Origin of the sequence: Lonsdalea quercina subsp. quercina (assembly GCF_000688655.1) — a bacterium.
In the GTDB taxonomy this organism is placed as follows: domain Bacteria; phylum Pseudomonadota; class Gammaproteobacteria; order Enterobacterales; family Enterobacteriaceae; genus Lonsdalea; species Lonsdalea quercina.
In genome coordinates this window covers 300,098-315,290 of the sequence record NZ_JIBO01000007.1, presented here as the reverse complement: position 1 = coordinate 315,290, position 15,193 = coordinate 300,098, and the positions used below count along the sequence as shown (strand labels likewise).

Sequence of the window (15,193 nt, the reverse complement as noted above, 5' to 3'; positions counted from 1 at the left end):
CATTCCTGGGACAGAGAAAGCCTTGCTGAATTACGCCATCAGGCTGACTGGCTGGAAAGTGATGATTATTACTGGACCGGTAAGCTGACGATCCCAGCCATGCCTGCGATTATTCGAAGAGAAGTGGCAAGTGATGCAGTGGAAAAGAAATCCCATGTAATGGAACGTCTGCGCCCTGAAAAATAAATGCACGTAGCTGCAATGCATATACCTTAATCCTAAGGAATGAAATATGGGTAAATATGTTGTCGTATTAGGGGACGCTACCTCTCATGGTGGCAAAGTCACATCAGCCTCATCCAGTTTCGAAATATCCGGAAAAAATGCTGCGCTCCTGAATGATACTGTTTCATGCCCTGAGCATGGCTCAAATAATATTATTGAATGTGATGTTTCTGCCTATGAAGAAAACGGGCGTGGGGTTGTATTACACAACTGTAAAACGCAGTGCGGCGCGAGCGTCATTGCAAGTATGCAAGATGTGGAGGTTGGCTGATGGGATGGTCTTTGCCGGAAATACCTGAAAAAGAGCCAGCAACGGCCTGGTCGCCCTGGGTCTGTCTGTTGATTATTGTACTGGGTCTTTTCATTGGGTTAGTTGTTGCTGTGTTGAAATCACCAACAACAGGATTACCTTCGCTGAGTAGCGGGTACTGGTTACCACTGACGACCTGGACATTTGTGGGCATTTCGGCAGCCATAGCGGTCTACAGTTTCTGCTGGGAAACGCTGGCAATCCGTGTCTGGAACTGGAATGAGTGGTGCCGGAACACGCGTCTGAAGTGGCGCTTACGCGCGCATCAGCATCTTGTCATTCTCAGCCATGTTTTCATCGCTGCAGATACGGGATTGCTGTCTCGTCTTGCACATACACAAGAAGGGGATAGTGCGGACACACCGCCTTTAACGCTGTTGCCGGACGACCCCCTTACGCCCGGTATTTCACGTTTTGAGCAGCTACTTTGTCATCTCATTGCTCAGATAATGCCCTCGATTCGGCGGCGATATCCTTCCGGCCCACTCCAGATTATTGTTCAGACCAACGGTAGCGACAAAGACCGTGAATCTCAATCATTCCATCGTATCTGGTCAGCAGGTTTCCCTCCCTGGAAAGCTGAGATTCATTTTCAGGACGCAGACTCATCCTTTGATGACTGGAATCAGTTTATGGGACCAATAAAGCGGCCCGTACTCATATTGGCGATGCACTATCGGCTACCCGATGATGTTCTGTCTGAATTTGCCAGCGCGTTGTTTATGGTGCATCCGTCGATGCTAAATCAAGGTGAAGGAAAAAATGCGTTACGGATTTTCCGGGCGATGCCGCTCAACATCCGTACGCTTGCAACGGAACTCGGTGAATTACGGGATATGGCCCTCACGCCTGCCAGCACGAAACACCTTGTCTGGCACAGTGGACTGTCAGATGCGCCACGGCAGTCAGTGAGCAGGGTGCTGAATGATCTGTCGGTTCCTCTGTACGACAGCATTGGCACTGGCGGTGTCATTGACTATGACACCGCCAGTGTCCGGTATGGCGGTCTTGCTGGCTGGGCAATGATTGGGGCTGCGGCTGAGATGGCTGCTTATGGCCCCGCCGGCCAGTGGCTTCTTCTCGAAGGTGAAGATGATGCCTGGGCAGTGACGCTCGGAAACGCCGCCCCCGCAGTCGGGCATGATCATTTCGTTATTCAGCCACCCTTTCCCGGAGGGGCTGTTCTGATGGCATTACTGCTTAATGCCGGGCTGTACAGCCTGATGATCCGCTATTTCCCTTCAACTGCATTCTCCTGGTCAGGGATCACTCTTCTTCTGCTGTCACTGATAGTGACATTGCCTGGGCTGGCCATTTTGCTGAGACGAATTACAGCCCGTCTCCAGCGCCCAGAATTTATCAGGGTTGCACGACACTCCGGAAAGGAATAACCGGCATGAAAAAGGTTTCAAAGCCACTGGGAGCTGGGCTACTCATCGTGGCAGTCCTGCTGATGATACTCTTTATTTTTGCACAGACAACGCAGTTGCCCTCCGGTAGTGGTGACGATAATTTCTGGTATGTGCTGGCAGGTTTCATCATCCTGACCGCCACATTATGCACCCTGGTATTTTTTACGTTGTCCAGGCAACAAAATCCCTCTCCCGTTACGCCTGATGGTGAAAACAATCACAATGAAGAAAGAACGTCGGATCAATATGATTTTTCAGCACTGAGCAAGCATCTCAGAAGACGGTACTCGTTCTTCTGGCGCCATAAAGCCCGCCTGTTGTTGATCACCGGCGACGAAGCCGCAATTGAACAGCTGGTTCCCGGCCTGCAACAGCAGCAGTGGCTTGAAGGCAACCGTACCGTGCTGATTTACGGCGGCAGTCTGTCAACTGAGCCGGACAAGGAAAAATACGCCGCGCTGCGCAAGCTGCGTCGCGGGCGTCCCCTGGACGGGATTGTCCGCGTTATGCCACAGTCGCTTAACCTGACCCCACAAACCAGCGACAACGATTTACGCGGGCTGGAAAAAATCAGCGAATTACTGCGTTATTCCGCCCCGGTCTGGCTGTGGCAGCTGTGCGACAGCAACTGGTCGCAGGCAAACCGCCCTGAACAGACGGTCGGGGCCAGTTTCCCGCTGCGCGCAAAAGAAGACGATATTACCCGCCAGCTTGAACTGATGCTGCCGGCCCTGCGGGCGCAGGGGGTGAGCCAGGTCGCCGAGAACAACCGCCACGACTTCCTGCTGCGCCTGGGCCAGCACCTCAAAGACGGCGGTATCGCCCGCTGGGCTCAGCAACTGCTGCCATGGCTCTCTGTTTCCCAGCAGCGAGTGCCGCTGCGTGGCCTGATGTTCAGCCTGCCGGAGAATCAATTTGCTGATATGTCAGAGGGTACCGCTGGTGCGGCACCTGCCGACGCTGAGAAGTATGTCCCCGAATCACAGCGCCATGCCCTGACCCTGTCGGTGAGCTGGCAGGGTATCGTGGACGACTGTACCCGCGTGCGTGGCCGCCGTGTCGGGATGGCGTGGGAACAGACGCTTGCCTGGACGCTGATGGCAATTGTCGGTGTCTGGGGGGCGGGAACGCTGCTGTCGTTCGCGGTCAACCGCCAGCAGATAGTCTCTGTGGCGCAGCAGGCTCATGCACTGGTGGAGCATCCTTCCGTATCGGATTACCAGCTGACCGCCCTGCATACGCTGCGTAATGATGCCGGTCGCCTGCAGCACCGTATTCAGGATGGGGCGCCCTGGTATCAGCGTTTCGGTCTGAACCATAACCAGCAGCTGCTCGACGCAATGCTGCCCTGGTACGGCGTGGCGAACAATCGCCTGATACGCGACCCGGCGAATCAGGCGCTGACACAGAAACTAAATGCTTTGGCAAACTCTGCCCCCAACAGCGACCAGCGGGCACAGCTGGCAAAACCGGGTTATGACCAGCTGAAAGCCTGGCTGATGATGGCCCGTCCGGATAAAGCCGACGGCGCGTATTACGCGCAGACCCTGAAAACCGTGCAGCCGACGCGGATGGGCATCTCACCCGGCCTGTGGCAAAGCCTGTCGCCGGATTTGTGGGCCTTCTACATCACCGAACTGCCAAAGCAGCCACAGTGGAAAATCACCCCGGATGCGCAGCTGGTGAGCCAGAGCCGCCAGGTGCTGTTGCAGCAGATTGGTCGCCGCAATGCGGAAAGCACCCTGTATGAAAACATGCTCAAATCCGTACGCCGTAACTTCGCCGATGTTTCTCTGGAAGACATGACCAGCGGTACCGATGCCCGTCGACTGTTCATCACGGATGAAGTGGTGCCGGGCATGTTTACCCGCCAGGCGTGGGAAGGGGGCATTCAGCAGGCTATCGAAAAGGCGGCAAATTCCCGCCGGGATGAAATCGACTGGGTGCTGAGCGACAGCCGGAGAGCCGTCTCCTCAGACCTGTCGCCGGAAGCCCTGAAAGCGCGTCTGACACAACGTTACTTCACTGACTTTGCCGGCAGCTGGCTGAGCTTCCTCAACAGCCTGCGGCTTAATCCGGCGAACAATATTGCGGACGTCACCGACCAGCTGACGCTGATGAGCGATGTCCGCCAGTCGCCGCTGATTGCCCTGATGAACACTCTCGCCTGGCAGGGGCAGACCGGCCAGAAAAGCGAAGGTCTTTCGGATTCCATCATCAAATCGGCTAAAGNCCTCGTAGGCGGAAAAGACAANCCTGCGATTGACCAGTCTGCGTCAGGTCCGCAGGGGCCGCTCGATGAAACCTTTGGCCCACTGCTTCAGCTTCTGGGTAAAAACAAAGGCAGCAACGTCATGGCGGCTGACAACTCCCTGAGCCTGCAGACGTATCTGACCCGCATCACTCGCGTGCGTCTGCGCCTGCAACAGGTGGCCAGCGCCTCTGATCCGCAGGAGATGATGCAGACCCTGGCGCAGACCGTATTCCAGGGAAAAAGCGTGGACCTCACGGATACTCAGCAGTACGGGAGTCTGATTTCGGCAAGCCTCGGCGAAGAGTGGAGCGGGTTTGGCAGCACGATGTTTGTGCAGCCGCTGACCCAGGCCTGGGTGACCGTGCTTCAGCCGTCGGCGGCCAGCCTGAATGACAAGNGGAGCCGCTCCGTGGTGGCGAACTGGCACACGGCCTTTGACGGGCGCTTCCCGTTCGCTGTGAGTAAAAGTGATGCCTCTTTGCCGATGCTGGCTGAATTTGTGCGTAAGGACAGCGGGCGTATTGAACGCTTTCTGACTACTGAACTCAGCGGTGTGCTTCACAAAGAGGGCAGCCAGTGGGTACCCGATAAGGTCAACAGCCAAGGGCTGACCTTTAACCCGGCCTTCCTGCGGGCGATTAATCAGTTGAGCGAGTTGTCGGACATCCTGTTTACCGACGGCAGTCAGGGCATCAGCTTCGAGCTTCAGGCGCGCCCGGTACCGCAGGTGGTGGAGACTCAACTAACAATAGATGGACAAAAACTGCACTACTTCAACCAGATGGCCGACTGGCAGAGCTTCCGCTGGCCGGGAGACACTTACAAGCCTGGGACCATGCTGACCTGGACCTCAGTCAACGCCGGTGCGCGTCTGTTCGGGGATTACAGTGGGACCTGGGGTTTTATTCGCTGGCTGGACCTGAGTAAGCGTCAGCAGCTTGACCGCAGCCAGTGGATGATGAATTTCACCACGCCGGATGGTCGAACCCTGCAGTGGGTACTGCGCTCACAACTCGGAAAAGGTCCGCTGGCGCTGCTGGCGCTGCGTGGGTTCACGCTGCCGGAGCAGATATTCAGTGTCGACAGCGCGGCCACCGCGCAGGCGCTGATGGCTAACACCGGAAACAGTGACATGGACGGAGTCGAATAATGAGCACTTTGCACAATCTGGTTGCCGCCTGTCAGGCGGATGAAACCCTGCTCAGAGAACAGGCGCAGTCCCGCACCGAAAACTGGCAGCCCTGGCTTGCCCCGGTCATTGAAGCGAGTCCGACCGGAGAAGACCCCGGCTATGACGATGATTTTCAGCGCATCCGCGAGGAGGTCAATAAACTCTCCGGGATTGATACCGGGCTGATTTGCACACTTGCCGAAAAGCTGCTGACCACTACCGCCAAAGATATCCGGATTGCTACCTACTACTGCTGGGCGCGTCTGCACCATGACGGCGAAGCCGGCTTTGCCGAAGGGCTTGAACTGCTGGCGGGATTACTTCAGCGCTATGGCATGCAGCTTCACCCGCAGCGGGACCGCAGCCGCAAGGCCGCGCTGGAATGGCTCGCCGGTACCCGTGTCCTGGACAGTCTGTCACTGTACCCGGAGGTCGTACGCGAGGATGCGCAGCGTACCGCCGGGGCGCTGCTGCTTATTCGCGACAGTCTTGAGACAGAGCCGGAAGCGTCACGGCCAGAGCTGAATGCCCTATACAGCGCGCTGGAATCTCGCCTGATGAAGGCCGGTGGTGTGGATGCCGTGGTACCGCAGAACGCAGGTAATAAGGCTCAGTCACAGACATCCACGCATACAATCGAGTCCGACGCGCCAGTTCTGAGCCGCATTACCTCCGGTCAGGATTTGCTGGCCCAGGCCCGTACACTGACCGGGTATCTGCGTGAGCAACCCGATGGCTGGCTGGCAGCACACCGGCTGATGAAAAGCCTACGTCATGACACGCTGAGCGCTATCCCGGCACCGGATGCTGAAGGGAAAACGCGCATCGAACCGCCGCGGGCTGACCAGCGGGCCATGCTCAAACGCCTGTACCTGCAGCAGAGCTGGCTGGAGATACTGGAGCAAGCGGACAGCACCTTCTCGCGTGGCGCCAATCACCTCTGGCTGGATTTGCAGTGGTATATCCACCAGGCCCTGATTAAGTCGGGGCAGGATGTGCTGGCTGACATCATCACCGCCGACCTGAAAGGGCTGCTGCGCCGCCTTACCGGGCTTGAAACCCTGGCCTTTAACGACGGTACGCCGTTTGCCGATGAGGTCACACTGAACTGGATAAATCAGAGCGTGCTGGACGATATGTCCGGCTGGCGTGATGAGCCGGCCAGTGCCGCTGGTGAGACGGGTAACGATATCCTGGCCCTCGAGCCGGAAGCGCTGGAGAAAGCGGACACTGACGGTCTGGATTCCACACTTCACTGGCTGCAGACTCGCCCGGGCACTGACACCACAAAAGACAAATGGCTGCTGCGTCTGTTGATGGCCCGTGTGGCCGAGCAGAAGGGCAAGAATGAACTGGCCCTGCATCTGCTGGGCGAGCTCGACAGTGCCGCACAGTCAATCACCCTCACGCAGTGGACACCAGCACTGTTGTTTGAAGTGAAATCGCGTCGCCTCAGACTGCTGCGTATGAAAGCCACACGCAGTGAAATCGATAAATCTCGGTTACAGCCGGAGATGGACCAGCTTTTGGCGGGTCTGATTGCCCTCGATCCGGCCAGCAGTGCGGTGCTTTGCGGGTAAGAAGATATGGCATACCTTTAAAACACACATATTCAGGTTTTTATGGACGATTTAACCCTGCGTTATTATGACGCCGAAATGCGCTACCTGCTGGAAGCCGGCGAAGAGTTTGCCCGTGCTCACCCCGAGCAGGCGGCAATGCTCAACCTCGATAAAGCGGGCGCGCGCGATCCGTACGTAGAGCGCCTGTTCGAGGGCTTTGCCTTCCTGATGGGACGGTTGCGTGAAAAGCTCGATGATGACCTGCCTGAACTGACCGAAGGGCTGGTCAGCCTGCTGTGGCCACATTACCTGCGCACCATTCCGTCAATGTCGGTGGTGGAGTTCACCCCCGACTGGCGCGAAATGAAAGAGCAGATGCGCATTGTCAAAGGTTTCGAGGTGAACTCTCGGCCGATCGGTGAAAAGGGCACGCGTTGCCGCTACACCACTACCAAAGAAATCACCCTTCAGCCGTTGTCGCTGGAGCATGCCCGCCTGTCGACTGACCCTGACGGGCGTTCGGTCATCAGCCTGCGCTTTAACTGCAGTCATCTTGCCGACTGGAGCCGTGTCGATCTCAGCCAGATCCCGTTCTACTTTAATGCCGATGCACCGCTGGCCTGCGCGATGCATGAAGCTTTTACCATGAACACGGCGCGCCTCTGGTTGCGGATGCCGGGTGACATGGACAGAAGACCGCTCGACGGGTATTTCACCGCGCTGGGGTTTGGCGATGATGACGCTCTCTGGCCGAAGGGTGACAGCAGTTTCAGCGGCTACCAGTTGCTGCTGGAATACTTCACCTTCCGCGAAAAATTCATGTTCACCGGATTCCGTGGGCTGGAGACAGTAGCCTTCCCGGCCGAGCTTCCCTGGTTTGAAATCGACGTGGTGCTGGCAGAACGCTGGGAGCATGACTTTAACTTCACCGAAAAACACCTGCGCCTGAACTGTGTGCCGGTGATTAACCTGTTCCCGCTGGAATCTGACCCGCTGACGCTCAACTCGTTGCAGACCGAATACATGCTGCGCCCAATGCGCGTGCAGGATGGTCATACTGAGATTTACGCGGTCGATTCGGTGATGTCATCGAGCCAGCATACCTACGTGCCATTCTCAAGCTTCCGCCACAAGGGGGGGATGATGCGTCATGAAGCCCCGGAGTATTACTACCACACCCGCGTGCGCCGCGGCCCGTCCGGGCTGCATAACACCTGGCTTATCCTCGGCGGTGAAGCCTTTGATAACCACACCGTACCGGAAGACGAAAGCCTCTCCCTGACGCTCACCGGCACCAACGGCCAGCTGCCACGCCGCGCGCTACAAAGCACGGTGCTGGATACGGTGATGAAAACGACCTCAGCCAGTATTGTCGTGCGCAATCTGTGCGCACCGACGCTGCCCTGTTATCCACCGGCGCAGGACCGCTTTCACTGGCGTGTGCTGAGCCATCTCGGCAGCGGCTTCCTGTCGATGATGGATAATGCCGACGTGCTGCGCGGCNCTCTGGCGCTGTACGAGTGGACTGACAGCGAGATGAACCGCCGTCGTCTGGAAGCGATTATCGATGTGAGGCACAGTGAAACGGAACGCTTTGAGCAAGGGTATCTGGTGCGCGGGGTGCAGATTGAGGTGACGCTGGACAGTCACGGCTTTGCCGGGCGCGGCGATATCTGTCTGTTCGGCGAGATGCTGAGCCGCTTCTTTGCGCTGTACACCGATATCTATCTGTTTAACCGCCTGATAATCATCCTGCAACCGACCGGAGAACGCCTGGAATGGGAAGAGAAGCACAACCGCCGCATTCCCGGCTGACCCCGCGGCTGGAAGCCGACCTTCACCGCATTAATTTTTACCGCTTATGCCAGCTGCTGGAGAAACGTAATCCGGACCGGCCGCTGATGGGCTCGACCAGTCATCCCGGAGACGACCCGGTGCGCTTTGCACCGCATCCTGGGATGGGCTTTCCGGCGAGCGAACTCAAAGCCGTTGAGTATGACGAAGAGGATGACAGTAAACCACCGCTCATTCGCGCCACGTTTATGGGGATGTACGGCGTTGATTCGCCGCTGCCAACCGCCTATCTCGACGATATCACCCAGCGCCGGGAAGGGCATGAGACGCTGCAGGGTTTTCTGGACATCTTCAGTCATCGCATCCTGACGCAGTTTTATCGCATCTGGCGTAAATACTCGTACCCGGCCACGTTTGAGCCCGGCGGTACCGACAGCATTTCGCAGTCGCTTCTGGGCCTGGTGGGGCTGGGCATACCGGGCACCGCAGAGCATATCGCTACCCCGGTGTCGCGCTTTCTGTCGCTGTTGGGCGTGCTGCAGCAGCCCGGTAAAACCCAGGAGGGGATGCAGGCGCTGGTGACCCTGCTGGCCCCGGATACCATTGTGAAGGTCAGCCCTTACTGTCTGCGTCCGGTGGAGGTCAGTGAGCCGCTGGGCTTTTACGGCGATGACGATTTTCTGCTGGACGGTAATACGCCGCTGGGTGACGAAGCAATGGATGCCAACAGCCAGTTACTGATTGCCCTGTACACCGAAAACGAACAGGAATCACAGAGCTGGAAGCCGGATGGCCTGCTGTACCAAGACTTTCTGGTGATGCTGCGGGTGTACTTCGGCTGGCGATTCAAGGCCAAAATTACCCTGACCACCGCCACCCGTCTGCTGGCCGCTCCGCCGCTCGGCGAAGGTCCCTTCTGGCTCGGCATGAATGGCGTGCTGGGCGCGGAAGGCGAAGACCTCCTGGAGGATATCCCGCAGACCTTTACGACCGAACTGGGTTACTACGCCGGGCTGGAGCCTGCGACACCACAACAAGGAAACCGACGTGTTACGTACAAATTTAACTAAAACTTCGCGCTGGCTGTTACCGCTGCTGGCATTCGGTCTGGCGGGCTGTGGGGTGACGCAGGGCATCACTGATGGCACCAAATCAGCATTTAACGCCATGTTCTACAAAAAGATTAAGCTACTGCACCTGGATTTCACCGCCCGTGAAGCGCTGAATACCGATTCGCGCGAGAGTAATTCGCTGTCCGAATCGGTGGTGGTCCGTGTCTACCAGCTGAAAGGCCGCAAAACTTTCGACAAAGCGGTCTACCAGCAGCTGCTGAAAGATGGGGAGACNATTTTGAAAGCTGACCTGCTGGCGAGCCGTGATGTGGTGGTGAAGCCGGGCGGAGATGTGAGCCTCGACATGCCAATGGAAGCAGGTGCGCAGTTTGTGGCCGTAGTGGGGCTATTCCGTCACCCGGATATGGTCAACAACACCTGGAAGTATGTAATTCAGCGCGAAGACCTTGATCCGGATAAGCCGCGCATTCTGGAAGCGGGTAATAACCATCTGACGCTGCAACCGCTCAAGGACGAATGATGCCCCAGGAACACAACACACCTTCGCTGTATGAAATGCTCACCGGTCATTTTACCGGTGGCCTTGGTCTCAACCAGGTCAGTGAAGGAAATCAGGTCATCCTCTCTGTACTGGATAATATGCAGCGCATTCTTAACTGCCGTGCGGGAACGCTGGCGCATCTGCCGGACTATGGTTTGCCCGATATGACAAAAATACTGCAGGGCATGCCGGGAACGGCTCATGAACTGATGGGCNCGTTGTCTGCCGTCCTGCTCAAATATGAGCCACGTTTGAAAAGTATTAACGTTGTCCTGCTTGAACAGACGCAACCGGGCGAGTTGCGCTATGCCATTGATGCTGAACTGAAAGGCGTGGGCCTTGTGCGCTATGGTACAGAATTTATGCCCGAAGGCCGTGTGCTCATACGCCATATGAAACAGCAAANCTTTCTTGGTCGCCAGGCCCGGATGTAGTTCGACACAATCCTCTGTTTTAGGTCAGAACACTATCTATGTCAGCAAAAGCACAATTTCTGCAAAAGCTTCAGGATAACCAGCCGCGCACAGACACATACGCAAGTAAAGGCCAGGCCGACCTGGCTACGTTTTGTCAGCGTCTCGGCGCACTCCAGGAAAACACCGAAACCTGGCTTGCGGAAACCGGGATACGGCTCATTACCCGTCACTGCGCCCTGACCGAAATGCTCATCAGCAACCGCGCATTCACGGTTCCCTGCTTTGAACTTCATTATGAAAACCGGGTGGTGAAATTCACGCCGGTGTTTTTATACGGGCAGGGCGTGACAGGGTGTGTGGACGTGACCCTTGCCGCCGGTGAACCGGCATCTGCTCTGTGCCGGTTGTTTATGCGTTCGGCCGAAAGTCAGAGCTGGACGTACACACCTGCCCACAACCCAGGCGGGCAGCGAGTGGCGTTCGATGAGGAGGCTTTCTTCACGGTGATTGCCCCCTTGCTGCCTTAACCGGCAATGGGGTTGTTATCAGGAGCCGGGCCCTTTTTTTTACCTGCATGTTCGGAGATAACGCCGCAATGCAAAGCACTGAACCACGATATATCCGTACGGGAGGGGATCCCCGATCGTTCCCTGATTTCACCGCGCTGCGCGATGAGCTGAGCAAACTGACGCATCCGGCGCGCCCGGATATCGACTGGCGACAGGTGGAAAAATGCTGCCTCAGTCTGTTTGAACATAACGGCGTCGAACTTCAGACGGCTGCCGGGTACACACTGGCGCGTACCCACATGGCGGGATTGCCCGGGCTGAATGAGGGGCTGTCCATTCTGGAGGCACTGGTCACCCGGCAGTGGGGAAATCTCTGGCCGCGGCCGGTCCATGCGCGTATCGACATACTGGCGGGGTTGAGNCAGCGTCTGCAGCAATTCGGGCGTACGCAGACGTGGGGTTACACCGATTTAGGCGCACTGTATCAGGCTGAAAAACATCTTACCGCCATCACTGAAGCCTTGCAGCGTCTGGAACTGAAGCATCAGACGGGCACGGACGACCTGCGTCAGCAGCTTCACACCGTGGCTGTTCGCCTGGAAAACAATAGCGGCGATACCGGGAACCTCACGACATCACCTGTCTTTGTGACACCGAAGGCGGCAGTATCCCGGGAAGACACCGGGAAAATGTCGTCTCCGTGGGTGTATGTGGTGCAGCCTGCGTCAGCGCCCCGGGTCAGCGTGGCACCTGCCTGGGGCGTAAAACCCTGGAAACCCTTTGTGTCCGGCATGTTGACCACGTTGCTGATGGGCGGTTTATTGTGGTGGGGGCATGCCGCTCTGACTAGTAATCCGCAGCAGGACGCGCTGATGGCGTCAGTGGCCCTCCCGCCGGCTCCGTTGCCGGAGGAGGCCCTGCGTTCGCTGCAGCGAACGAACCCGCCATGGCTGAAAGAGCACACTGAGTGGGTAAAACAGACACAGCAGCAACTGGAACAGCTGGCTGCGATGCCACCAGACTGGCCACTGGCACACGGGACCGCGCTGGTTCGGCAGGTGCGGGTGTTGTGGCCTGACACCGAGGTAGCTGACGCTGTCTCGCGGCAGTGGCAACAGCAACTGGTTGCCTCTGCGACGCCGCCGGACAGTCTAGGTGGCTGGCAGCAAGGCATGGCGCAGCTGCAACGGCTGACAGACAGGCTGAACCAGCTGGATGGTCAGAGGGGAAAATACATGACGGTTAGCGAACTGAAATCGCAAGTGTTTACGATAACCCAGGCATTTAACCAGACGGTACCGGTCGAAGAGCAACTGCGCCAGATGGCGCAGCAACCGNCAGACCAGCCTGCCCCGGCCGCGTTGCGTTCGCAGACTGCGTTGCACCTGAAGCAATTACTGGCGCGTTATGCCCTGCTGGGCAGAGAGACAGATGAAAAATCCCGCTGAGTGCCGAAATCGCCGGTCGCGCTGGACTTTGCAGGAAATGCGTTATGTGGAAAATCACTACGCGACCGCGGACCGCGGCAGACATTGGCGTCAGCCCAGGCCGGCCCGCTTCATCTGTGGCATGCTCAGCCTGCAAGACAGGCGTCACCAGAAGGAAGGCAGAGCTCTGGACTGAAGAGGAAAAAGCGGTGATTTACGTGCATTACGCTGCCGGTATGCCCATGCAGGATGTCATGGCGCTGCTGCCGGGCCGAACGCGGGGAACCATTCTTGCAAAGGCCGATAAACTGGGTATAAAACGGCCCTCACGCTGGAGTCAGAAAGAGTGCGATATTCTGAAAGACTATTATCCGTCAGAAGGCCAAAAGGCCGCAGAACGTCTGCCTAGCAGAACGGCAGATGCGGCAAAATCAAAGGCCTGTGAGCCGGGTGTTGAGTACCAGGGGGGCGCTTATCGGCAATATGTGCGCCGGTCAACGTGGATAAAGTGTGTTCTGCGTAAGGAACTCCAGACCCGCGCAGTATTGAACCAAAAGGCTGAACGGGGGGGAGTCAGTGATATAGCAAACCCTAACATGTAAGGAACGCTTGGCCGAATGCACGAATGGTTTTACGACAACGCTCCTGACCGGGTTTTCTACCACATAGAAAGCCCGTCCGGAGCCAACAAGCGCAGCGCGTTAGCCGCAATCAATCTTCTCTTTTGTAACTTCGAGCATAAATATACGGCGCGACATATCCTTCTCGGTTTACGTCCAGATAATCCGACCACCACTGCATCATTTCGATTCGGGCTTCCAGATGCTCCGCTTTATGCACGTAAGCAGCCCGCACGCCGTTGCGTTCTTTGTGACTCATCAGCCGCTCAATGGCATCCTTTGACCAGCATCCGGACTCATTCAGGGCGCTACAGGCCATAGTCCTGAAGCCGTGGCCGCAAATTTCTGTCTTGGTGTCATAGCCAATCACGCGCAGCGCCTTGTTGATGGTGTTTTCACTCATTGGCTTGTTCAGCGTGCGAGCGCCTGGAAAAACGAATACTGACTCGCCAGAAATCGCCTGAATTTGTTTCAGCAGGGCAACCGCCTGTCGTGACAGCGGCGCCAGGTGTTCATCCTTCATCTTTGCGCCACGCTCTGAGAACCTCACACCTTTTACTGCCTCACGCTGGGCAGGTACGGTCCAGATATGGGCTTTCAGGTTGAACTCGTCCCAACGGGCAAGCCGTAACTCGCTGGAGCGCAGAAAGACATGCAGATTCAGCTCCAGCGCCAGACGGGTCAGTTCCCTGCCTTTGTAATTACGAATCTTCTCAAGCAGCTCTGGCAGGCGTTTCAGCGGCAGGGCGGGGTGATGTTGGGTCGCTACCGGGGTCACGACTCCGTCCAAATCGTAAGCTGGATTGTATTTGATGACACCTTGCTGTACGGCGTGGCGCATGATTTTGGTCAGATGCTGCCGCACCCGTCCGGCGACGTCATGCACGCCTCTATCGTCAATCGCCTTCATAAGCTGCGCCAGATGGCGGGTTTCAACCTGAGCGATATCTATTGCGCCAATGGCAGGGAAAACGTAGCGTTTCAGGCAGGTGAGAATTTTATCGGCATGGGCTTCCGACCAGAGTTTAAGACTGCTGGTGTGCCATGCCAGAGCGACATACTGAAAGGTACGGGATTCCTCAACGGCGGGGTTGTTCGATTTACGAAGCTGAGAAGGGCAGAGTCCGGACGCCAGCAGCTTACGCGCGGCATTGCGCTTTTCGCGGGCTTCCGCCAGCGTAGTCTGGGGATAGGGGCCAAAGGCTAGACGGTTTTCTTTACCGGCGAAGCGATAACGGAAATACCATAACTTAGCGCCGCTGGTGGATACCGTGAGGTACAGGCCTTGCGAGTCAGTGAGCTTGTAAGATTTTGCGAGAGGTTTCGCGGATCGGACTTTGCTGTCAGTTAACACATGAGGGTCACTCCCGTTCATCGAACTGAATGACCCGCAATCTGACCCACAAATTCCCCGATACGAAGGGATAAATCAAAACGCATCGGGAAAGATTTTCACGCCAACTTATTGAATCACATAAATATAGGGATTGATAAGGAGGAATAAAAAAGGAAAGGTGGTGCCGGACTCGGACTCGGACTCGGACTCGGACTCGGACTCGGACTCGGACTCGGACTCGGACTCGGACTCGGACTACGCCGTAGGCGTTGAACAGCGCGGTTTACGCGCTGGCCCCAAAGGGGTGAGCCGCTTGCGGTGAATAATCGAACGAAGTTCGATGGAGAGTCCGTATCTCTGAAAGCAAAAAACCAGCCATCAGGCTGGTTTCTTTAATAAGTGGTGCCCGGACTCGGAATCGAACCAAGGACACGAGGATTTTCAATCCTCTGCTCTACCGACTGAGCTATCCGGGCAACGGGGCGCATTAAACCGTATATCACCGGAGCCGTCAACGGGTTTCTGCCTTACGCCGCCTGCTTG

General features: G+C 56.8%; 13 protein-coding genes and 1 tRNA gene. 12 read left to right on the top strand and 2 right to left on the bottom strand.

Features of this window, described 5'->3' with window-relative positions; translation table 11 throughout:
- The 12 genes from RZ35_RS17950 to RZ35_RS08855 all read left to right on the top strand — a co-directional run.
- Positions 1-186, top strand: a 186-nt coding sequence (locus RZ35_RS17950) for a hypothetical protein (RefSeq protein WP_026742990.1), incomplete at its 5' end; no start/stop codon positions are given.
- 46 nt (positions 187-232) lie between these two features.
- Positions 233-496, top strand: a complete 264-nt coding sequence (locus tag RZ35_RS08905) for a PAAR domain-containing protein (protein WP_026742989.1) — start codon at positions 233-235, stop codon at positions 494-496.
- Positions 496-1,926: a hypothetical protein gene (locus RZ35_RS08900; protein ID WP_026742988.1), complete on the top strand. Its 1,431-nt coding sequence runs from the start codon at positions 496-498 to the stop codon at positions 1,924-1,926. Before RZ35_RS08905 ends, RZ35_RS08900 begins: the two co-directional genes overlap by 1 nt.
- A 5-nt stretch (positions 1,927-1,931) precedes the next feature.
- Positions 1,932-5,351, top strand: coding sequence for an ImcF-related family protein (locus RZ35_RS08895; protein ID WP_026742987.1), 3,420 nt, complete (start codon positions 1,932-1,934; stop codon positions 5,349-5,351).
- Positions 5,351-6,952 carry a type VI secretion system protein TssA gene (gene tssA, locus RZ35_RS08890; protein ID WP_026742986.1) on the top strand — a complete coding sequence of 534 codons (1,602 nt, stop codon included), beginning with the start codon at positions 5,351-5,353 and terminating at the stop codon, positions 6,950-6,952. The genes RZ35_RS08895 and tssA overlap by 1 nt, the downstream gene beginning before the upstream one ends.
- A 42-nt stretch (positions 6,953-6,994) precedes the next feature.
- Positions 6,995-8,749 carry a type VI secretion system baseplate subunit TssF gene (gene tssF, locus RZ35_RS08885; RefSeq protein WP_026742985.1) on the top strand — a complete coding sequence of 585 codons (1,755 nt, stop codon included), beginning with the start codon at positions 6,995-6,997 and terminating at the stop codon, positions 8,747-8,749.
- Positions 8,713-9,798, top strand: a complete 1,086-nt coding sequence (gene tssG / locus RZ35_RS08880) for a type VI secretion system baseplate subunit TssG (protein ID WP_026742984.1) — start codon at positions 8,713-8,715, stop codon at positions 9,796-9,798. Before tssF ends, tssG begins: the two co-directional genes overlap by 37 nt.
- Positions 9,776-10,321, top strand: a complete 546-nt coding sequence (gene tssJ, locus RZ35_RS08875) for a type VI secretion system lipoprotein TssJ (protein ID WP_026742983.1) — start codon at positions 9,776-9,778, stop codon at positions 10,319-10,321. Before tssG ends, tssJ begins: the two co-directional genes overlap by 23 nt.
- A complete protein-coding gene (tssE, locus tag RZ35_RS08870) occupies positions 10,321-10,776 on the top strand; it encodes a type VI secretion system baseplate subunit TssE (RefSeq protein ID WP_026742982.1) in 456 nt (151 codons plus the stop codon). Before tssJ ends, tssE begins: the two co-directional genes overlap by 1 nt.
- Positions 10,777-10,814: 38 nt before the next feature.
- On the top strand, positions 10,815-11,285 hold the full coding sequence (locus tag RZ35_RS08865) for a hypothetical protein (RefSeq protein ID WP_026742981.1): 471 nt from the start codon (positions 10,815-10,817) through the stop codon (positions 11,283-11,285).
- Positions 11,286-11,332: 47 nt separating this feature from the next.
- Positions 11,333-12,715, top strand: a complete 1,383-nt coding sequence (locus RZ35_RS08860) for a VasL domain-containing protein (RefSeq protein ID WP_455709704.1) — start codon at positions 11,333-11,335, stop codon at positions 12,713-12,715.
- Positions 12,716-12,759: 44 nt separating this feature from the next.
- A complete protein-coding gene (locus RZ35_RS08855; protein WP_026742979.1) occupies positions 12,760-13,296 on the top strand; it encodes a hypothetical protein in 537 nt (178 codons plus the stop codon).
- A 109-nt stretch (positions 13,297-13,405) separates the two neighbouring features.
- Here the strand turns inward: RZ35_RS08855 and RZ35_RS08850 are convergent, their stop codons facing one another.
- The gene (locus tag RZ35_RS08850) at positions 13,406-14,668 is read right to left on the bottom strand and encodes a tyrosine-type recombinase/integrase (protein WP_074727837.1); all 1,263 of its coding nucleotides are present in this window, start codon (positions 14,666-14,668) and stop codon (positions 13,406-13,408) included.
- Positions 14,669-15,050: 382 nt separating this feature from the next.
- A tRNA-Phe gene (locus RZ35_RS08845) sits at positions 15,051-15,126 on the bottom strand.
- Positions 15,127-15,193: the final 67 nt, after the last annotated feature.